At 50.1% G+C, this 21660-nt stretch carries 14 protein-coding genes and 6 pseudogenes; 6 read left to right on the top strand and 14 right to left on the bottom strand.

Annotated features, from left to right (window positions below; translation table 11 throughout):
* Positions 1 to 105 precede the first annotated feature (105 nt).
* Positions 106 to 1022 (top strand): annotated as a pseudogene (locus KHX94_RS14505) (DMT family transporter).
* A 37-nt stretch (positions 1023 to 1059) separates the two neighbouring features.
* Positions 1060 to 1536, top strand: a complete 477-nt coding sequence (gene ybaK / locus KHX94_RS14500) for a Cys-tRNA(Pro) deacylase (protein WP_213681180.1) — start codon at positions 1060 to 1062, stop codon at positions 1534 to 1536.
* A 69-nt stretch (positions 1537 to 1605) separates the two neighbouring features.
* Here the strand turns inward: ybaK and KHX94_RS14495 are convergent.
* The 4 genes and pseudogenes from KHX94_RS14495 to KHX94_RS14480 form a co-directional block, all read right to left on the bottom strand.
* Positions 1606 to 2865: pseudogene (locus tag KHX94_RS14495) on the bottom strand (glutamate-5-semialdehyde dehydrogenase).
* Complete coding sequence (gene proB / locus KHX94_RS14490; protein ID WP_213681179.1) at positions 2862 to 3980, bottom strand: glutamate 5-kinase; 1119 nt, start codon at positions 3978 to 3980, stop codon at positions 2862 to 2864. Before proB ends, KHX94_RS14495 begins: the two are co-directional and overlap by 4 nt.
* A 137-nt stretch (positions 3981 to 4117) precedes the next feature.
* Positions 4118 to 5406, bottom strand: a pseudogene (locus KHX94_RS14485) (NCS2 family permease).
* Positions 5407 to 6230: 824 nt separating this feature from the next.
* Positions 6231 to 6488 carry a hypothetical protein gene (locus KHX94_RS14480; RefSeq protein ID WP_213681178.1) on the bottom strand — a complete coding sequence of 86 codons (258 nt, stop codon included), beginning with the start codon at positions 6486 to 6488 and terminating at the stop codon, positions 6231 to 6233.
* A gap of 222 nt (positions 6489 to 6710) precedes the next feature.
* On the opposite strand from KHX94_RS14480, the gene KHX94_RS14475 reads away from it, so the two are divergent.
* The 3 genes and pseudogenes from KHX94_RS14475 to KHX94_RS21860 all read left to right on the top strand — a co-directional run bounded on the left by KHX94_RS14475 (position 6711) and on the right by KHX94_RS21860 (position 9771).
* Positions 6711 to 8204 carry an aminoacyl-histidine dipeptidase gene (locus KHX94_RS14475; protein WP_213683455.1) on the top strand — a complete coding sequence of 498 codons (1494 nt, stop codon included), beginning with the start codon at positions 6711 to 6713 and terminating at the stop codon, positions 8202 to 8204.
* A gap of 247 nt (positions 8205 to 8451) precedes the next feature.
* A pseudogene (locus KHX94_RS21865) lies at positions 8452 to 9231 on the top strand (PAS domain-containing protein); the annotation flags it as partial.
* Positions 9232 to 9297: 66 nt separating this feature from the next.
* Positions 9298 to 9771 carry a methyl-accepting chemotaxis protein gene (locus KHX94_RS21860; RefSeq protein WP_425314071.1) on the top strand — a complete coding sequence of 158 codons (474 nt, stop codon included), beginning with the start codon at positions 9298 to 9300 and terminating at the stop codon, positions 9769 to 9771.
* Positions 9772 to 9829: 58 nt separating this feature from the next.
* Here KHX94_RS21860 and gabD read toward each other — a convergent pair whose 3' ends face one another.
* Positions 9830 to 11272 carry an NADP-dependent succinate-semialdehyde dehydrogenase gene (gabD, locus tag KHX94_RS14465; protein ID WP_213681176.1) on the bottom strand — a complete coding sequence of 481 codons (1443 nt, stop codon included), beginning with the start codon at positions 11270 to 11272 and terminating at the stop codon, positions 9830 to 9832.
* A gap of 236 nt (positions 11273 to 11508) precedes the next feature.
* Between gabD and KHX94_RS14460 the strand changes: the two genes are divergently transcribed.
* A complete protein-coding gene (locus KHX94_RS14460) occupies positions 11509 to 11835 on the top strand; it encodes a DUF3634 family protein (RefSeq protein ID WP_213681175.1) in 327 nt (108 codons plus the stop codon).
* A gap of 108 nt (positions 11836 to 11943) precedes the next feature.
* Here KHX94_RS14460 and phrB read toward each other — a convergent pair.
* The 9 genes and pseudogenes from phrB to KHX94_RS14415 all read right to left on the bottom strand — a co-directional run.
* Positions 11944 to 13341, bottom strand: a pseudogene (gene phrB, locus KHX94_RS14455) (deoxyribodipyrimidine photo-lyase); the annotation flags it as partial.
* Positions 13334 to 14224: a MerR family transcriptional regulator gene (locus KHX94_RS14450; protein ID WP_213681174.1), complete on the bottom strand. Its 891-nt coding sequence runs from the start codon at positions 14222 to 14224 to the stop codon at positions 13334 to 13336. The gene KHX94_RS14450 and the pseudogene phrB, both read right to left, overlap by 8 nt.
* Entirely contained in the window at positions 14214 to 15167 is a 954-nt protein-coding gene (locus KHX94_RS14445) for a YbgA family protein (protein ID WP_213681173.1), read from the bottom strand. The genes KHX94_RS14450 and KHX94_RS14445 overlap by 11 nt, the downstream gene beginning before the upstream one ends.
* Before the next feature lie 373 nt (positions 15168 to 15540).
* A complete protein-coding gene (locus tag KHX94_RS14440; RefSeq protein ID WP_213681172.1) occupies positions 15541 to 16470 on the bottom strand; it encodes an efflux RND transporter periplasmic adaptor subunit in 930 nt (309 codons plus the stop codon).
* 13 nt (positions 16471 to 16483) lie between these two features.
* Positions 16484 to 16678, bottom strand: coding sequence for a DUF1656 domain-containing protein (locus tag KHX94_RS21855; RefSeq protein ID WP_189618059.1), 195 nt, complete (start codon positions 16676 to 16678; stop codon positions 16484 to 16486).
* On the bottom strand, positions 16668 to 18110 hold the full coding sequence (locus tag KHX94_RS14430; protein WP_213681171.1) for an FUSC family protein: 1443 nt from the start codon (positions 18108 to 18110) through the stop codon (positions 16668 to 16670). Before KHX94_RS14430 ends, KHX94_RS21855 begins: the two co-directional genes overlap by 11 nt.
* Positions 18111 to 18121: 11 nt before the next feature.
* Positions 18122 to 18679, bottom strand: a complete 558-nt coding sequence (locus KHX94_RS21220) for an FUSC family protein (RefSeq protein WP_213681170.1) — start codon at positions 18677 to 18679, stop codon at positions 18122 to 18124.
* A 246-nt stretch (positions 18680 to 18925) separates the two neighbouring features.
* Positions 18926 to 19858, bottom strand: coding sequence for a LysR family transcriptional regulator (locus tag KHX94_RS14420; RefSeq protein ID WP_207569930.1), 933 nt, complete (start codon positions 19856 to 19858; stop codon positions 18926 to 18928).
* Positions 19859 to 20437: 579 nt separating this feature from the next.
* Positions 20438 to 21327 (bottom strand): annotated as a pseudogene (locus KHX94_RS14415) (polyprenyl-phosphate transporter).
* Positions 21328 to 21660: the final 333 nt, after the last annotated feature.

Genomic DNA, 21660 nt, shown 5'->3' with positions numbered 1-21660 from the left:
CGCAACCTTTTTCATAAAGTGCCGCTAAAATACGCGCAACTTACCGCTAGCACTACAACCGTAGTGCGGCTTTTATCCCTGTGTTACTGAGTTGAGTAGACATCGTTGAAAACATCCTCCCTGGCTTTTGCCTATGGTCTAGGGGCAGTGCTGCTGTGGTCCACAGTTGCCACTGCGTTTAAAATTGCCCTGACTTTTTTACGCCACTGCAGTTGGTGTTTGTGGCCACCATTGTGTCCTCACTCTGCCTGTTATTAATTCTGGGACTGCAGCATAAACTGCCGCTGTTGTGGCAACAGTTTCGAGCCAGACCATTACTTTATTTACAGACAGGCATGCTCAGTCCGTTTCTTTACTATCTGGTACTGTTCAAAGCCTATGATATCTTGCCGGCACAACAGGCGCTGTCGCTGAACTACACCTGGGGCATTTTACTGCCGCTATTGTCGGTGCCCATGCTGAGTCAGAAACTGCGTGCCGCTGATATCATCGCCGCGCTCATTGCTTACTTTGGGGTACTGGTGATAGCGACTGAAGGCAATATCGCCACCATGCACTTTGAAAATCCGCTAGGGATTGGGCTGTGTTTTACTGGCACTTTGCTGTGGTGTCTGTATTGGATTGTTAACACTAAGGATAAAGGCGATCCTGTAGTCAGCCTGTTACTGAGTTTTCTGGTAGCATTGCCTTGTATCACCTTGATGCTGGTATCCACCCAGTCACTGCCACATTTAAGTGTAAAAGCACTTTTGGCAGGCACCTACGTGGGGTTGTTTGAAATGGGCATAACCTTTGTGCTGTGGTTAATGGCACTAAAAACGGCTACCCGTACCGCCAGCATCAGTAATCTGGTGTTTTTGTCACCGGTATTGTCGATGTGTTTTATTGCCGTGATCTTGGGTGAAACTATTCTGCCATCAACCCTTGCTGGACTCGGGCTGATTATCCTGGCGTTATTGCTGCAGCAGTTATTACCGCATCTGGGCAATCACCGTAAACCGCGGATCCGGCGTACCTTGTGACAAGCACCCTCTGTGTTAATTGGTTTAGGAGGTCTGTGTGACACCTGCAATCGATCTTGCCAATAAAGCCAAGATTAGCTTCAGCGTGCACGAATATCATCACGATAAAAATGCCGCATCTTATGGGGAAGAAGCTGCCAGCGCGCTTGGATTAAATCCGCAGCAAGTGTTTAAGACGCTACTGGTCAGCAGTGATGAAAAAGGCGCGCCATTAGCAGTAGCCTTGGTGCCAGTAAACCACCATTTGAGTCTGAAAGCCGCCGCTAAGGCACTGAAACAGAAAAAATTGGTGATGGCCGATCCACAACTGGCGCAAAAATCCTCGGGTTATCTGGTCGGCGGGATCAGCCCGTTAGCCCAGAAAAAACAGCTGCCAACCCTTATCGATAGTAGCGCCAAGGATTTTGCTGAAATCTATGTCAGCGCCGGACGTCGTGGTCTGGAAATCTGTCTGGCACCAGAAGCACTAGCGGCGTTATGTCGCGGCAGTTTTGCTGAGATCAAGAGCGAATAAACGGTTGTATTCATATATGATAAAGGCCCTTTTGCGGGCCTTTATCATAGTGTAATAGCAGTTACAGCATTAACTGCGGGAGGTGTAATCCCCGACCGCCAACCATTTGTAGGTGGTTAATGCTTCGAGCCCCATTGGACCACGCGCATGTAACTTCTGGGTGCTGACGGCAACCTCTGCCCCTAAACCAAACTGACCGCCATCAGTAAAGCGGGTGCTGGCATTAAGGTACACCGCCGCCGAATTCACTTCATTCATAAAGCGCGTCGCAGCGGTAATGTCATTGGTAAGAATCGCTTCGGAGTGACCACTGGAATACTGCCGGATATGGGCAATTGCTGCGTCCAAATTAGCCACCACTTTTATGCCAAGTGTTAAAGACAACCACTCGGTGTTGTAGGTTTCGTCACTCGCCGGACGCACCTCATAAGCCAGGCAGCAAACGTTGGGTGGTTTCACAGCCCACCAAACTCACCCCTTCGGCGGACAAAGCCGCAGCCAGTTGTGGCAGATAATGCTCGGCAATGGCTTCATGTACCAGCAAAGTATCCAGTGCATTACACACAGTTGGCCGCTGCACTTTAGCATTGATGATCACCGACGTTGAACGCGACAGATCAGCCGCTTTATCCAGATACAGATGGCAAATTCCTATGCCCCCAGAATAACGGGGATGGTTGCTTGCTCAGCACATAAACGCTGCAGTTTACTGCCGCCACGCGGCACTATCATGTCCACGTATTGATCCAGTTTTAGCAACCCGGTCACCAAAGTCCGATCTGGATTATCGATGAGCTGCACCGCATCTTCAGGCAAACCAAACTTTGCAATTCCAGCCCGGATAGCTTTTGCCAGTGCCAGATTAGAATTAACAGTCTCCTTACCACCTCGCAGGATCACTGCATTACCGGTTTTTAGCGCCAGCACGGCAATATCCACCGTGACATTGGGCCGAGCTTCGTAGATCACCCCGATAACGCCCAGAGGAACAGTGCGGCGACACAAGCGGATACCATTGTCGAGCAAGCGCGAATCGAACTCGCGGCCGATAGGATCTGGCAATGCGACCACGTTACTAATATCGGCAATCACGGCCGCCAGACGTTTATGATCCAGCAGTAAACGGTCAATCATCGCGGCATCTAAACCCGCAGCTTGAGCGGCGGCAACATCTTTGGCATTAGCCGCAACAATATCATTGCTCGCCAATTGCAGTGCATCAGCAATCGCTTGAAGTAACTTTCGTTTATCAGCAGCGGTGAGATTTGCCAAAGCGAAACTTGCCTCTTTCGCCCGCTGCCCTAGCTGTTGCAGGTATGTATCGCTCATAAAACCACCATATCGTTGCGGTGTACGATTGCGTCACCATGATCATAGCCCAGCAGCGGCTCAATATCGTCAGAATGTTTACCGGCAATAATACGCAGAGCCACCGCACTGTAGCGGCTGATACCCCGCGCAATTTTATGGCCGTTTTGATCCATGAGTTCCACGGTTGCCCCACGTTCAAAATTACCTTCGACAGCGGTAATGCCTTTAGACAGCAGACTACGGCCTTTTTCTGATACCGCCTTGACCGCGCCAGCATCCAGCAGCAAGCGTCCTTTAGTCTTAGGCCCGGCAAGGATCCATTGTTTGCGGCTTTCTAGCGGGTTTTCGGTGGGGCTGAAATGAGTCCCAACCGCTTGATGACTACTCACTTTGATAATAACGTCAGGATGATGACCCGACGCTATCACTACCTCGATCCCCGCACGTCTGGCGATATCCGCCGCCTGTAGCTTGGTTGCCATGCCGCCAGTACCGAGACCAGATACCGAGTCGCCCGCAATTTCTCGCAGATTGTCATCAATATTAGCCACTTCACTGATCAGGTGTGCCCCGGGATGCGTACGCGGATCGGCATCAAACAAGCCTTTCTGATCGGTCAATAACAGCAGCAAATCGGCATCGCACAGCAATGCCACCCGCGCTGACAGGTTGTCATTGTCGCCCACTTTGATCTCATTAGTGGCAACCGCATCGTTTTCATTAATGATGGGAATAATGTTCTGTGCCAGCAGTGCCGTTAGCGCATCCCGAGCATTCAGATAGCGCTCGCGATCGTGCAAGTCGGCACGGGTCAACAACAGTTGCCCAACATGCAGCCCGTAAATGCTGAAGAGTTGCGCCCACGCCAAGATCAACTGACTTTGCCCTACCGCAGCCAGCAACTGTTTATTAGCAATGGTATCGGGCAGATCTGGATAAAGCAGATGTTCACGTCCGGCCGCAATAGCCCCGGAAGTACATAACACCACTTCGACACCGCTACGCATTAAGGTCGCCATCTGTCGGGCTAATTCCACCATATGTGCTTTATCGAGCTTTTTACTGCCAGATGTCAGCACGCTGGTGCCCAGTTTTATCACTACCCGTTTGTAGCGGCAGTTTGAAAGGTCCATCGTCTACTGTAAAAAAATGTTTCAGGGACTCATCTTATACCCAATCCCCGCCAAGATTCCTAGCGGCTAAGGGCAGGAAATCGCTGAAATCCCCATAAAAAAAGCCGCCAGAGCGGCGGCTTTAGTGATTATGCAGTTCAGGCCCAGATAAATTTGCCAATAAATAACAACGCCAGCACGACTACCCCAACGTTGAGATCCTTGAAACGGCCACAGAGAATTTTGATTGCAGCGTAAGTGATAAAACCGCAAGCAATGCCGTTAGCAATCGAATAGGTAAACGGCATGATCAGCGCAGCCACTACCACAGGCGCAGCTTCTGTTAAATCTTCCCACTCCACATGCAGCAAGCTGGAGGTCATCAGGATCGCCACATAAAACAGCGTGCCCGCAGTGGCATATGCTGGAACCATGCCCGCCAACGGTGAAATAAACAACGCAGCCACAAACAGCAACCCCACCACGACCGCCGTCAATCCGGTACGGCCCCGGCACTGACACCCGCAGTACTTTCAATGTAACTAGTGGTGGTTGAGGTACCTAACGCCGCCCCCGCAATAGTGGCCAAACTGTCGGCGGTCAACGCCCGATTAAGCCGGGGTAAACGACCATTTTGGTCAAGAAAGCCGCCACGATGTGCCACCGCTACCAGAGTACCTGAGGTATCAAACAAATCCACAAACAGAAATGCAAAGACAATGGAGATCATACTGATGTCCAGTACGCCCGCCAGATCCATCTTCATAAAGGTAGGGGCAATCGATGGTGGCATAGAGACAATACCGGAATACTTCACATCACCAAACAGCAGCCCGAGTACGGTAATCGCCAGAATACTCATGATCACCGCCGCTTTATAACCACGGTGCACAAAAGCAATAATCAGCAGAAACCCGAGAACGGCCATCACAGCATGAAAAGAGGTCAAATCGCCTAAGCCAACTAAGGTGGCTGGATTATCCACAACAATCCCGGCACCGCGCAGACCTATCAACGCCAGAAACAAACCAATGCCCGCAGCAATCCCCATCCGCAATGACATAGGAATTGAATTCACCACCCACTCACGAATACGTACCAGTGATAAAATCAGGAAACAACAGCCCGACAGAAATACTGCGCCTAGCGCCGTTTCCCAGCTGTAGCCCATGTCGCCAACTACTGTGTAAGTGAAAAAAGCATTCAGGCCCATTCCCGGCGCCAAGGCAATTGGGTAATTCGCCAGTAAGCCCATCACCAAGCAGCCAACAGCCGCGGCAAGACAGGTGGCAACAAAAACCGCGCCCTGATCCATACCGGCATTTGCCAGCATGCTAGGGTTGACGAAAATAATGTAAGCCATAGTCAGAAAGGTGGTGATCCCCGCCAGCACTTCCTGCTTAAGCGATGTCTGATGTTGTTTAAGTTTGAATAGTTTTTCCAGCATGGAACCAGGTTCCTTGAATATTATGTTATGTAGGGTAAGGGTTAGTAACAGTTATTTAACAAAACTGTGTGGCAGCCGCCGATTATAAAAACTTTGCCCAAAGCACACCAGACAAAATAGCGGAAGAATTGACGATGTTATGCAATTGCCTGGCTGATCACAAAACCACCAGCCGAGATTTTGGGCAAAAAAACCTGCTCATAGGAGCAAAAAAAATGTTTTAAACGCCCATAGACTTGGGGACTATTTGCACAAACAGACTAGCTAGACAGAGGAATTCCCCTGCTATGAAATCTGTATCAACAAGCAACCACTAACGTGGCCAAATAGCGATGGGGATGATTTCAGAAAGATGGAGTGCTTTCTGAGCCCAGTCATATGCTTAGTCGAAAAGGTTTAACAGCATGCTGTTAACACGGTGGATTTTACGCTACCAGCCCAAGAATTGATTGGGGACGCTTCAAGAGTTGGAGCAATACACCGTGGACGACCACTCGGCCAACCAACAATGACATCATCGCTAACAGCTAAAAATAATACGCTTATGAAATTTAATTACAAGTTTACGCGCAAAATAATTTCATTTTGAAAGTTTTTTGTATTTTAGTTACAAATAATATTGTTTTTATGGTGTTAACATGCTGCCAATAAATCTAAATTTATTGAAATACTACTGATTTTAATCAATTTTCTATAATTCATAGCATTCAACGCGAATTGGAAAAAATCAACAAATAGAAGTCTTACGCTTAAACAATCCATCTCGGCCACAACATGCAGCAAGAATTGCCCCGAAGAAAATCAAATGCCGCAGACGTTGAGCCTCAACGCCGATTGAGATAACGCCACAGCGCCAGCAGCTGGGTTGCCGTAGGCTTACCATAATCGGGGTTGCCACTGATGGCTGCCCCGGCAATATCAAGATGGCTATAAGGTAATGGTATGTCAGCGTTGCCACCATGCGCCGCCAAACCTGAGGCTCGCAACATAAAGGCAGTCGCCAGTTGATGCCCGCGCACCACTTGCGAAGAAGCCACAGGTTTAGCCGAGCTCACATCCGCAGCGGCAGAGACATCTGCCACGTTGGCAAAATCCTCTTGTTGTCATGGTGATATTGCTGCCGCATCGGTCACCGCTACAAACGTTAACTGCACGGCTCCTTCGCGTTATTTTTCTAGCGTTATTGTCCTTGCTGATAGCATTTACCATGACAATTCCGTGCAACATTGCCGTGGTCAGAACAGGCACCCAGCAACAGATTATGGTAAACTCGCCCACAATCGTTACGCTGGTAATCCAGTGTCATTGTTCAGAAACATTTAAGTTCAGGAGTCTCACGTGTCCGATCTCAGCCAGTTAGCCCCCAGCCTCTGTGGCAATGGTTTGAAAAGATTTGTAGCTTCCCGCGTCCGTCTGGACATGAAGCCGCGCTCAGCCAGTTCATCCAAAACTGGGCCAGAGACAAACAGCTAGAAGTGATTGAAGAAAAAGTCGGTAATCTGATTATCCGCAAACCTGCCACCCCTGGTATGGAAAACCGTAAACCCGTTGTGCTCCAAGCGCATATGGATATGGTGCCACAAAAGAATGCTGATAAAGTACATGATTTTACTAAAGATCCTATTGAACCTTGGATCGATGGGGATTGGGTCAAAGCCCGCGGCACAACCCTAGGTGCCGACAACGGTATTGGGATGTGCTCAGCGCTGGCAATCTTACAAAGTGACGATATTGCGCATGGCCCGTTGGAAGTCTTGCTAACCGTGGATGAAGAATCTGGCATGACTGGAGCCTTTGGTTTGCAAGCAGGCGTATTACGTGGGCAAATTCTGATCAATACCGACTCAGAACAGGAAGGCGAAATCTACATGGGCTGCGCCGGTGGTGTAGATGCAGCATTAACCCTGCCGTTATCCCATCAACCTGCCAGTAAAGACAGCCACAGTTTCCGGCTGATGCTTGCCGGCCTCAAGGGCGGGCATTCCGGCGTAAATATCCATCTTGGACGAGGCAATGCCAATAAACTGCTGGCGCGCTTCCTGTTCGAACAGTCTGCTACACTCGGGCTGCAATTGATTGACTTCCAAGGTGGCACGCTGCGCAATGCCATTCCACGCGAAGCCGATGCCAGCTTCAATGTCGCGGCGTCCCAGATAGCCGCATTGCAGCAAGCCGTCAGTGAATATCAAGCCTTGTTACGCAGTGAATTGGCGATTGCGGATGCCGATGTCAAACTCACCCTCACCGAAATTCCTGCTGCTAATGAAGTGATGACCGCAGCCACGCAACATCAGTTGTTAGCACTGCTTAACGCCTGTCCTAACGGCGTTATCCGCATGAGTGACGAGGTTGAAGGCGTGACCGAAACCTCACTGAACCTTGGGGTTGTCTCCATGACGGAGCAGCAGATCACCGTACTGTGTCTGGTGCGTTCCCTCATTGATTCTGGCCGTGATTATGTGTGTGGCCAGTTATCAGCACTGGCTTCGTTAGCTGGCGCAGAAGTGAAATTCAGCGGCGCTTATCCTGGCTGGAAACCTGATAACAACTCACCAGTGATGGCCATTGTGCGTGACACCTATCAGGCGATTTACCATAAAGAACCGGTGATCATGGTGATCCACGCAGGTCTAGAGTGTGGACTGTTTAAAAAGCCTTATCCTGAAATGGATATGGTTTCCATCGGCCCCACTATTCGCTTCCCCCATAGCCCAGATGAAATGGTCAATATCACCACCGTAGGCCAATATTGGCAGTTATTGCTGGCAGTGTTGCAGCGCATTCCAGAAAACGTCTAAAAATCTCCATAACAATATAAAGCCATCGTCTGGTGGCTTTATATTGCTTTTTCAAAATCCTGCTACAATGATCTGGTCGTGATTTTTGAAACATCAAAAATGACACAATAGCTGCATGGATGCCTGCGACAGCCTAAATGCCGTATACCGTTGCAGCCATCAGATAACCGCCTTGCTGTTATCTCTCAGGCAACGGTTAATGGAAAAGGCCTAGACTCTTAATCATCAATCACCCGGAACGTTGCCAATGACATTTACTCTATTCAAGAAGTCACCAGACAACAAAGCAGTAAAACTCCAGCAAGAACAGCAAAAGCAGCTTGCCATTCTTGGTTCCATTAAGCAGCACATGGCCTGTATCTTTTTTGCCCTGGATGGCACCATCATCGAAGCCAACGCACTGTTTGCTGATGTTTCTGGCTATGACATCGACAAACTGCTGAATATGAAACATAAAGACTTATGTTTTCCTGAATATGTTGCTTCCCGTGAATACAGTACATTTTGGGAAAAGTTACGGCAGGGGAAAGTGTTCCGTGGCGTAGTGCCTCGGCGTAACGCTGCCGGGCAGCAAATATGGTTACAAAGCACTTACTTCCCGATTATTGAAAACAACCAATTAGTGGCGGTGATGAAAATCGCCGCCGATGTCACGGCCGATCACGACAGTAACCTCAACCAACGGGCGGTGACCGAAGCGCTCGGAAAATCTCAGGCGATTATTGAATTTGACCCGCAGGGGAAAATACTATATGCCAATGAGAATTTTCTTAGTGTCATGGGCTATAGCGCCAAAGAGATTGAAGGTAAGCATCATCGGATTTTCTGTGAAGATGCGTTCTACCGTGAAAACCCGAGTTTCTGGAATGATCTGGCTAAAGGTCAGTATAAGTCTGGGCTGTTTAAACGACTGGATAAATTTGGTCACGTGATCTGGTTGGAGGCATCGTACAATCCGGTACGGGATGCTTCCGGCAATATCTATAAAGTCATTAAATTTGCTAGCAATATTACGGAACGAATTCAAAAGTCTGAAGCTACCCGCGAAGCCGCCAGTATTGCGTTAGACTCCGCGATTAGTACTACTGACAAAGTGCAGCAGGCATCCGGTCTGCTAGAAACCGTTACACGCACCTCCAATGCCAATTTTGAACAGGTACAGAAAGCCACTAAAGCGATTGAAAAGCTGAACGAGCAATCCCGCAACATTGAGGCCATAGTGTCCACCATCAGCGGTATTGCGGATCAGACCAACCTGCTGGCACTGAATGCCGCCATTGAAGCGGCCCGCGCCGGTGAGCAGGGGCGCGGCTTTGCTGTGGTAGCGGATGAAGTTCGGCAACTGGCAGCGCGCACCAGTACATCGACCAAAGAGATTTCTGAGGTGGTAAAACAGAACGGCTTATTTACTGATGAAGCAACTAAAAGTATCTCATCCGTCGCCACGGCCACCCAGCAAGGTAAGGAACAGTTAGTTTTAGTCGAAGACGTCATGCAAGGGATTCTACAGGGCTCTCGCAATGTAGCGGATACCGTGTCTGCACTGACCACAGATAACCGCCGTTAATATCGGCGCTGTCGCCAAAGGGAGCATTGCTCCCTTTTTTGTTAGGCCACCCGCACACTTATACCGAGATACACAGGTATTTCAATTCCAGATATTCTTCGATGCCATATTTAGAACCTTCGCGCCCGAGTCCAGAGGCTTTTATACCGCCAAAAGGTGCTACTTCGTTGGAAATCAGACCGGTGTTAATGCCCACCATCCCGTATTCCAGTGCCTCAGCAACCCGCCAAACCCGAGATAAATTATTGGCATAGAAATATGCGGCCAGACCAAATTCGGTATCGTTCGCCATGGCGATAACTTCCGCTTCATCATGGAAACGAAATAGCGGCGCAATGGGGCCAAAGGTCTCCTCGCGGGCAACTTTCATCTGGCTGGTAACTTCGGTCAGCACTGCTGGCGTCATGAAATTGCCGGCTAACAGTTGCCCACCACACAGCAATTTTGCGCCCTTATCCAGCGCATCATGCAAGTGCGACTGCACTTTTTCCAAGGCTTTGCCATCAATCAACGGGCCGATAACTACGCCATCATTAATGCCGGCCCCCACTTTAAGCGCGGTAACTTTAGCGGCAAGTTTTTCAGCAAACGCCTGGTAAACCTTGTCGTGAACATAAAGGCGATTAGCACACACGCAGGTTTGACCAGCATTGCGGTATTTGGCAATGATGGCTCCGTCTACGGCCGCATCCAAATCTGCATCATCAAACACAATAAACGGAGCATTTCCGCCCAACTCCAGCGAGAGCTTTTTCAGGGTTGGAGCGCACTGCGCCATCAACTGTTTACCCACGGCGGTAGAGCCGGTAAACGACAGCTTACGCACTATCGGGCTGTCACATAACACCTGGCCGATGGCGATAGCATCGCCGGGAACCACACTGAATACGCCCGCCGGAATGCCCGCTTCTTCAGCCAGTTGTGCCAGCGCTAATGCCGTTAACGGCGTTTGTGGGGCGGGTTTGAGGATCATGGTGCAGCCGGCAGCTAATGCTGGAGCGGCTTTGCGAGTGATCATCGCTGCCGGGAAATTCCACGGCGTAATGGCAGCGGTAACCCCAACGGCTTGCTTTAATACTAACAGCCGCTTATCGGCGAGATGCCCAGGAATGGTATCACCATAAATTCGCTTAGCCTCTTCCGCAAACCACTCGATAAATGACGCGGCATAAGCGACTTCTCCACGCGCTTCGGCTAATGGTTTACCCTGTTCGCTGGTCATCAACAGTGCGAGATCGTCGGTATGCTGAATAATCAATTCAAACCAGCGCCGTAAAATGCTAGCACGCGCTTTCGCTGTCAGCGCCTGCCACTTAGGCAAGGCGGCTTGAGCGGCATCAATCGCGCGTTGGGTTTCGGCCGCCCCGAGTACCGCTACTTGGGCTAAGGCTTCACCGTTAGCCGGATTTGTCACAACTTGGCATTGACCATTATCAGCGTCACACCAACGGCCATTAATGTAAGCCTGTTGTCGCAACAACTGGGGATATTGCAGTTCCATGTTAACTCCTCGCCATTGGCAATACACAATTCAGCGGCATCTGAAATGGCAACCGATACGCTTGGTATCGCCTTATTTGAGATGGGTGCACGTTAACATAAACCGCCGTTTTTCCCCAAGCTAACCGCAGCTAAATAGATGTGATACGGATGTGATGTAAGCAGCAGTAAGCAGCGAGTTCTGTCGTTATATTCATCAAAGATTTCACTGAGTCACTGCATGCAAGGAGTCCAGTCATGGCCTATGCGCTGAAGATCCTGTTTATTGTCATTGCGCTGTTTATTATCTACAAACTGGTTTTTGCCGGGCGTCGAGGTTCGCGCACACTGTTTGAAATGAAGTTTAAGCAGGGGCGCTTGGTATCGCATTACGGCAAGATCCCAGAAAAATTTGCGCGGGAATGCCGTAACCTGGCGAAGTCATCCAAACTCACCTGTGTTATCCGCGCCGAACAAGTCAGTGATAAGGTGCAATTGCATGTATCTGCCAATGCTGGCGATCAGCATATTCAACGGCTGCAAGCCCTGTTTCCGCAGCAGTATTACACCCAAAATGCCCAATAGTGATGAGTGACGAAATACCGCGACCAAGATGACAATGGTCGCGGTTCCATCAGCCTTTTTCAGTACGGCTAACGCGGTTAAAGCGCGTACGCGCGCCGCGCTATGTTCCACTATTGGTGCCGGATAATGCTTGCCAACCAGGCGGTTGCCAGCCTGGGGCCGATGCAATTCTGCTAGCGGTACCGCGGCAAGTTCAGGGAGCCAGTGCCGAATAAAGCTGCCATCCGCATCAAACTTTTCACTCTGGCTGATGGGGTTAAAAATACGAAACCAGGGCTGAGCATCACACCCAGTGCCAGCCGACCACTGCCAGCCGCCATTATTTGCTGCCAGATCGCCGTCGAGCAATTGCTGACGAAAGTATTGCTCTCCCCAACGCCAATCAATCAGCAAGTGTTTACTGAGGAAACTGGCGACTATCATCCGCAAGCGATTATGCATCCAGCCGCTAGTGTTCAACTGCCTCATGGCGGCATCGACTATCGGGTAACCGGTTTTTCCGGCGCACCATGCTGCAAACTCGGCTGGGTGGTTACGCCAGACAATGGCATCTGCGAGCGGGTTAAAATTGCCACCTTTACTCAATTGTGGAAACGCCACCAGCAAATGCCGATAGAATTCCCGCCATATCAGTTCTGCTAACCAACAGCGTCCAGGGCTGGTATCATCATTAAGGACTTCCGGGAAGCGAGCCAATAATGCGGCAAAACATTGTCTTGGGCTAAGCACGCCCAAGGTCAGATATGGTGACAAACTGCTGGTCGCCGCCAAGGCGGGAAAATCCCTTTGCTGTTGGTAATCACTCACATCGTCCCGCATAAACTGCTGCAACCGCCGTTTAGCCTCACCTTCGCCAGCAGCCCAGGCGCGAGTGTCGGCCTCATTGGTAAGCGGTTGAAATAACTGTTCTATCCGCGCCAGAGTGGTCTCAAGCTGGGCATCATTCAATGCCGTAGCGATAGGCGTGGGTGCAGGTAATGGCACAATAGCAAAACGCCTCGCCTGTTCACGCCAGCGCCGCGAAAAAGGCGTGAATACACGATACATTTCACCGGTTTGATTCAGCACATGCAAAGGCGCTAACAAACAGTGCTCGTCAGTCAAATAGAGTGGCAGCCCCTGTTCCAACAACTGCTGATCGCGGCAGATTTCATTGAACTCCGGCTCTTTACCCGCATGGATTGCCACGCCATGTTGTTGCTGCAGTTGCTGCTGCCACAATGAGGCGACATCACGATAGCGAGCACAGTGCCAGAGTTCAAACTCCACCCCAAGCAGCGCTAAAGAACGCGCCAATAGATGAAGATGACGCCGGATAAAGTCCAGTTGTCTAACCCCAACATCATGCAAACGCCATTGTTCGGGTGTTACCAGATACACAGCTTTGACTTTGGCATTAAGGGCGCGGGCCTGCTCACAGGCAGCCGTTAATGCTTGGTTATCAGTTAGCCGCAAGTCGTTGCGAAACCACATGAAAACCGTAGTATCTGACCGGGAATTACCCATGACTCACTCCGCTAAGTTGTTGGAGTACCGTGCAAACATCGTCGTCAGCTTGCAGCAGATGAAATACGGCGGAGCTTGTTGACACCAAAGGTGCAAACTCGCCACCAAGCAATAGCGGACACGCGATTTCCTGCGCCAATTGGTTAAGTTGCGCTACAGTTTTGGCGCTACTGGATGCGGCAGGCAACAGCAATACCGCACAGAATGGTTGCCGTTCTCCCAGCAGTTGCAACGTTTCAACATTCACAATTTCCCCCAGCACATGCGGATAATAGCCTCCCAGCACCAAAGACAGCGTAAGCAACCACTCACTCCACTGAGGCTGCCCGCCCAATTGACACAGCAATACGCTAGGGGCTTTCTGGGTTAACAGTTTGGCGGCGCGCCACCACAGCCATTGCTGTAACTGATGGTGTAGCCAAGAGCTCAGCAGTTGCCCGTCAATCCGTGCAGCCAGCTGCTGGCGCAAAAGTGACAGCCATTGTTCAAGATGCTGCAGCAGCACCGCTTGTGGATACAGACTACTGGCTTCATCAAGACGCTGCTGCAATGCCGCGGCCTGCAGTTGCAGAGTTGCTTGGGTGAGTGCCTGTGCCAGTTTAGCCCAGTCGCTGTCAACTTCAGCAACAGGCGCTGCCTCAGCGTATGCGCTGCCTTCCAACAGCGGTTTCACCTTGCTAATGGCTACACCGCGTTCAAGCCAGTGGCGGATCTCCACTATCTGCTGCACTTGGGCCTCGCTGTATAACCTGTGTCCTTTGGGGGTACGCGCTGGCACTACCAGTCCAAACCGCCGCTGCCAAGCTCGCAGCGTAATAGGATTTACCCCGGTACGTCTGGCCACTTCACCAATAGAGAGATACGACATTTCATCAGTAGGCATAGCGTAACTTCAGCTCCTGCGGGTGAGGCTTAAGATAAACCTGTTTTGAGATGTAAGGACTGGGGAATTCCAGCAAGTAATGGTTAATCAAGGTCAAAGGAGCCAATAATGGCTGTAACCCCTTGCGATAATCCATAATCACCCGGCTCAATTCTGCTTTTTGTTGTTTATTCAGGAATTTTTTAAAGTAGCCTTGAATGTGCTGCAAAGCACTGGTGTGATTATTACGGCTGGCCTGATGACTTAACGCCGCCATGAAGGTTACGAAGTAACGCTCAGACACCAATGCCAACGGCAAGCTGGTATCGGCTAATAACGGCCCAAGCGCTCGGTACAGTTTTGGGCAATGAGCCAACAGCAGATATTTATAGCGCGCATGAAAGTCGGTGAGTTTATGGCGGCTAACACCTGACTGCTGCAGTATTTGCCAATCGTGATAAGCATAAACCCGGGTGAAAAAATTTTCCCGAATAAGCAGATCATTTAATCGCCCTTCTTCCTCTATTGGCAATTGCGGCCAGCGTTGCTGTAAAGCAGCAGCCAGCACGCCGACGCCAGATTTACTGCCGTTGTTAGTCCCATCCTTATAAACAGTGACCCGTTCCATGCCACAGGTGGGCGATTTGGCACAAAGAATATAACCACTCAAAAAATCTAGTGTGGCCACTTTCTGCTGGCAGTAACGCTGTAGCTCATCGGTAACATCCAGTTCCCCTTTCACATTCTGGATGCGGATCTGCTCGGCAACTTGTACTTGCCGGATGCTAGGTCTAGGAGCGCCGAGACCTATCGCCATTTCAGGGCAAACGGGGACAAACTCAAAATGACGCGTTAACTCACGACAATATAGCGAGCGTTTATGACCGCCATCAAAACGTACCTTTTCACCTAACAGGCAAGCACTGATGCCAAGTCGTATAGAATGAGGCTCAAACTTATACATATCTCTTGCTCCTGTATAACTTTATACAGCAAGTAAGACACAAACTTATACAGAATTCAAATATTGTATAAGTATATTTTGGCATAAACCTTCATGCCACATCCCCGACATCTATGGCCTTGGATGAATACATATATGAGACATGGGCTTATGTTCTGCCGCGGCCAGTATAGTGGCTCTTAAGGCCTGTAGGCCTTTCCTGTTAAAACCACATTAAAAGATCAACAAATCAACAATAGCAGTCAGCTCAAGTTGCTACAGAATTTGGCTTAGGGATATGAGACAAACCAACGCAGCAACTCCAAGCTCCCGTTTCTCCGCCAAAAGAGCAATTACTGGGACTCGACGAAAGCGCTAATGCCTGAGCACCCCTTTACATCCATTGATGTAGCAGTGAGATGAGCCGGCCTGGTGGTGGTGATTTGCTGGCGGATGTTTCCACCTCAATACTGCCGGTCATGCCCGCTGCCAACACTAGGTTTTGCGGGAGTTGCTCAAACGCAATCCGCACCGGAATTCGCTGCGCCAAACGCACCCAACTAAAGCTAGGCTCCACGCTCGGCAGTCCTTGGGCATCGACTTGCTGGTTGGCGTCAGTGATGCCGCGTCCGATACTGACCACTCGCCCCGGCAGCATCTGCTCAACGCCCATTAATCGGATCTGCGCAGCAGCCCCAGGGTGAATACTATGCAGTTTAGTTTCTTCAAAATAGCCGGTAATCCAGAAACTATTAGCGTCTATCAGTGCAATATTTGGCTCGCCGGCCACGGCATAATCCCCTTTATTTAAGCGCAGGCGTGTAATGTATCCATCAACAGGGGCATGCAAGACAGTATGTTCCATATCCAGTTTTGCCATCGCCACTGCGACCTGGGCGCTGCGTTGTTGAGCTTGGGCGATGGCCATGTCCTGCGTGGCACGCTGAATATCCTCTGCAGACACAAAACCTTCCATGCGACGGCGTCGCCTAGCATCCTCGGTTTTTTGGCGTAACGACGCGTTAGCGGCAGCTAACTGCGCTTCCGCTTGAGCCAACGATAGTTGAAAATGGGCGGGATCTATACGGTAGAGTACGTCGCCCTTTTTGACGAACTGATTATCAGAGACCGAAACATTCAATACCGTGCCAGACACTTCTGGCGCAATCCGCACAATCTGCGCACTCACGCGGCCATCGCGCGTCCAAGGGCTGAGGACGTATGCATCCCAAAGAGCGTTCAACAAAACGCCAGAGACAATAACCACTATCAATGTAACACCTGCGCGGACCACAGACTTTAATGGCAATAAGCGAGCAACCATAATGAATCAACACCTAAACATAAAGAACCAATATCGAGACTAAGCAAAGGGAAAGCGCAAACTCGAACAATCCCGGATGCCAGACCCAGCGAAACACACCAGCGCGCGCGAGCAGGAAACGCATGCCTAAGAAAATCGGCAACGCCACACACGCATAGACGAAAAAGGGTGGCAAGTAGATGCCAGCGATAGCAAACTCACTCAGCATTAGCGTGAACTCCGGGTCGTTGAGTAAAGTAATTTGCATGTTTTTCAAGTAATGTCGCAATATTGAGAAACACAATGACGAGGCGCTTTCCCTCATCTAGAGCGGAGTTCTCTTGCGACAGTAAACGTGACAACGACTTTGCCGCTCGGCGGGCATGCTTTGCGGCTAGCGCATACTCAGCAGCACGGCGACTGATGTAACGCCAAGCGGTGGTAATCAAGTGACGCGACTCCGACTCTAGGGCTGTTTGCCGCAACCAATGCCGTAAGCGCAATAGCTCCCGTCCCAAATGGATGCTGCCCATAGCATTCGCCACATCCCGCGCCATCAGCTCAGGTTGCGTTTTGAGCAGTGCCCCCAGTTGCGCTGTACGATGCTGTTGACGCCATTGCCAAGCACTGGCACCGATGGTTCGCTTACCTTTCAAGATGGCGAGGGTGTCATCGCGAATCGTAAGGCGCAAACGCGCTACATCGCGTGAAAAATTACGTGGCAGAATGATCTGAAACCCAAGCAGCGTAAAAGATGTCGCCAGAATCCAGGTCACTGCACCATTCAGAAATAGTGGAAAGTCATAGTGCATCGGGTTATCAGTTGCAGCCAGCGTCGTAAAGGCAACCAAATAAGTTACCCCAGCCAAGCCATAACGGGGCAAGGTCGTGGCGTAAATTCCTGGCAACCAAAACAGTCCCATGATCACCAACAGTAACGGCAACCCAGAGACATAAGGCAATACCAAAAAAGTACAGATAAATGCCATCACCACCGCAATCACGGTGCCTTTGATGAACTCAACAGCACCAAGCGCCGGATTGGGTGCCGTGGACAACAATGCGCAGGACGCCGCTAATCCGGCCAACATCAGATTACCGTACGACCAGCCAGTGACTATCCAGAATGCCCCGCCCAGCACTACCGTCAACAACGCACGCAGGCCATTTTGTAAGGCTGCCGACTTGTCACGACTGAACGGTACCGAAACTGATGTGGCTATCGGCCGCCATTGATGGAATCGGCTGATACCTTTAAGTGCTCCAAGATAGTCATCGAGCTGTTCAAGCAGTTGCTCGCCAACAATCACTAATGCGGCATACTCAGACTCATCATTGGGGATATGCTCAGTGAAGATGGTGCGCAGTTGCACCCGCAGTTCAGACAATAACTGCACAGCACGTTCTACGCCAGCAGCATCGGCGGGGTCTTTAAGGACATGGCTGACATGCTGCCAGGTCTGTTCCCATGTTGGCTGAAACGCCCTCAATGCCCATAAATTAGCAGTGTATTGCCACATTGGCGCACCACCAACCAAGGCGGAAAATAAAGACACCATCGCATGGCGAACGGTCGCGGCCCGTTGCGCCAAATCGGCGGATTCAGCTTTACCCTGCGCCAGCAGATCATCCACCCCATAGATTTCAACAATAAGCCGCAACCTGCCAGCATCTAGGGGTTGTTCCCTCCATCGCCTTTACAATGAAGTACGCTAAGATTGGTCGCTAGGATCTCGGCTGTGGCCGATGCCAACCGATGCAACTGAGTCTGCAGACGAGCGCGTATGCTACGAGCACTGAAGAGCGTGGAGACAACAGCAAGACTCATCACACCTATCAGCACGGAAGTACCGCGCCCCATGATTTGATCGAACGCCAATTCTGGATGTTGCATCGCGCCATAAGTCGCCAGCCCCACGGTGTATCCCGCGAGGGTTGCGCCGTAAGCTCGAAAATGACGTAACAGCGTCATTCCCATGACGCAGAGACCGAGCCAAAAACCAAAACCCAGCATAAACAACCACGGCATCTGACCAAATTCTGCAATCAGAATAAATGCTGCCAGCATGCCGATAAGGGTGCCGATGACCCGCCACACGCCCTTACCGATAACGGCACCTTGAACCGGGTTGATCACCAAAAGTACACTGGATGCCGCAGAATATGGTGCATCGATATCCAACCAATAGGCCAATACCAACGCCAGACAGGCAGCAAGAAGCGAGCGCATTACGTAAGTCGCACGCGGCGTTGTCAGATCTAGATATGGTAGACAACGAATGGCCTTTTCCCAACATCGACAAAGACTAGCGGAAGAAAAGCGGGTAACTGTGGATAACAGATTCACAGAACGCACATTTGCGGCCCTCTACAGTGAATTATTTCCACCACTGTAGATGAGGCAAATAGTTTCGAAAAGTGAACTTATCGCATCATTATGATTGCGTTTTACGCACTTATTGAAAAGCAAAATCTGTCATGGTGTTATCAACTTCTTCGCCGAAGTTTCATACTCGTTGCACAAAGAGTGAATGGTATTTCGCAGCCATTGATGGGCGGGATCGCTATCTAGGCGTGGATGCCATGCCTGCGTCAGCAACACAGTTTCCAGAGGCGTCGGTAGTTCAAACAAACGAATGTGCAGCCCTGCAGCAAGCGCGCTGCTGGCTAGGTGTTTTGGCAACGGCAGCAATAAGTCTGAATCCTGCAGTGCAAACAATGCGGTATAAGGGTTTGGTACAATCAAAGAGACATGTCGATGCACACCATATTTTTCTAACGCTGTATCGATTGGGCCTATGGATTTCCCGCGCCGTGACACATTGATATGCTCCCAACGAGTGATACGTTCAAGGGTAACGTCACCGTCGAAAATCGGATGATCCACTCGGGCGACACCAACAAAGGTGGTAGTGAACAGCGGCTGGACACGGATTTCCTGACCGAGTTTACGCGAACCGCTGATAAACAGATCGATACGTCCACTGCGCAACGCCTCTTCATCTACGTCATCTTCCTCTGGAGAAAAACGCAACATCGCTCGGGGCATATCTGTCGCCATAGCGCCCAAAAGCTGGCCCAGATAGATACTCAAGAACTCATCAGTCGCTCGAACATTAAAACGTCTATCCAGCGATTTCAGGTCAATCTCGCTATCAGACGCAAATACCTGTGTAGCCTGGGCCACTGCCTGTCGCACCTGTTCGCGAAGCGCTAAAGCCTTGGGGGTTGGCATCAGTTTGCGACCAACTTGTTCAAATACCGGGTCACCCAAAGCCTCCCGAATACGACTTAGCGTGCGACTCATTGCCGGAGGACTCAGATTCATCCGCCGCGCTGCGCCTATCACACTCCCTTCATCAAGCAGTACATCTAACGCCAACAGTAAATTAAGATCTGGACGCGCCATAATTGGTTCTCATCATTAATTAAAACGCAATCATATTTCACTATAAATAACATAAAAAGCATTAATTACTGGAGAACTGTAATACTGTCAGCTCCTCAACCAAAAACGAAACGGTTGTTTGGCTAGGTGCCAGGTTGAATCAGTGCTGATACTCAATGGTAACGACTTACTATGGTGGTAACGTGCGATCTTCGGTTTTGAGGTTGTCACTGGTTTTCCACGTCATCAAGCACAGCGCCTGTGTGCTGGCATAATGCCAGTAATGTTGTTATGTTTTACCTATAAAGCAGACCCCAAATCCCAGGTTGCCACGCTATCTTGCGTTGTTGGCTTACCACTCAAGTGCGCAGTGCGTCCAGTTGCTAATGGAGGTGGGTTAACCGGATTTGACCAACCTAGACTTAGAAACCTGTTGGAGCCCAGCGAATGGCGGTAATACGTTGTGTCGCAAAACGGCAGAAATTGACACCTCGGCACTTATCGCGAACAGTTTGCCCACTCGCTCGGGTGTCATCTAACGAAATCCAACAGAACCATATCGCATAAAAACGCCCGCAAGCGCTTTTAACACCCGCCAGATCATTTATGACGATTGCGACTGCCCAGATAATCCAAGGCTAATACCAACACAATAGCGGCAATGGCACAAACCAACGCCAATGCCAGTTGATGGGAATGACCCGTAAGCTGTTCATAAGTAAATGGCGACAGATCCTGTTGTTGCAATGCCACCTGTTCACCATGCGAGTTAGTACGCCAACTAAGCGTTTGTTTCCAAGGCCAGATTTTACCCAAAGTTCCTAGCATCAGACCGGTGAGAAATATCAGCGTGGCATCCCGGCAGCGCTTCAGTAACATCGACAATAGATGACTGAAACAGAGGATCCCCAACACTGCGCCCACCGCAAAACAGCCAAGAATATCCAACTGCAAGTTTTTGGCGGCACCAAGCACCGCAGGATAAAGCCCCAGTAACAACAGGATAAAGCTGCCAGAAATCCCCGGCAAAATCATGGCGCAGATAGCAATCGCACCACCCAAGAAGATATTCAGGTAACTGGCTTCCACCTGCCCAGGATTAATCACGGTAATCGCCCAGGCAATCACTACGCCGACGGCAAATAAACCGATGCGCGATAAGGAAAAACCGCCCCGCACCTGCCGCAGCATATGGTACACAGAAACCAAAATCAGCCCGAAAAAAATGACCATACCGGAATGGGATGTATTGCCAACAACCAGGAAATAAGTTTTGCCAGTGTAAAAATGCTGGTCAAAATACCGGCCAACAAGCTCACCAGAAAACCGCCATTGATGTGTGCGATAACCCCTGGTAATCCCTGCTGCCGAAACACTGACCACAGAGAGGGATTAATACGGCGGATACTTTCCAGCAGTTTGTCGTAAATCCCGGTAATAAAGGCAATGGTGCCGCCAGATACGCCGGGAACAACATCAGCCGCCCCCATGGCGAGCCCTTTTAGATAGGTCAACAGATAGTTCACACAATGTTCCTGATAACGTGAGTCTGAGGCGGATTATACGTAACTCAGTCAACAAAGCTAAGTGAAGCTTTCACTGCGAGCGCAATACTGCTATGGCGGGTCAAATTGCAACAAGTCATGTCATTTAGTCACAGAGTTTATATTTACGGCCATTCATCAAAAAACTTAAAATATTGAATAAATTTAATTTTATTAAAATTTACTGTTTTACACTGCGCCACAGAAGCATCCATGACATTTCCAGCAACAAGTCACAGGGTTTCACCTGCTGAGGATCTTTGTTACAACGAAACCACC

The sequence above is a fragment of the Shewanella dokdonensis genome (genome assembly GCF_018394335.1).
In the GTDB taxonomy this organism is placed as follows: Bacteria; Pseudomonadota; Gammaproteobacteria; order Enterobacterales; family Shewanellaceae; genus Shewanella; species Shewanella dokdonensis.
This window is presented reverse-complemented; position numbering and strand designations above follow the sequence as displayed.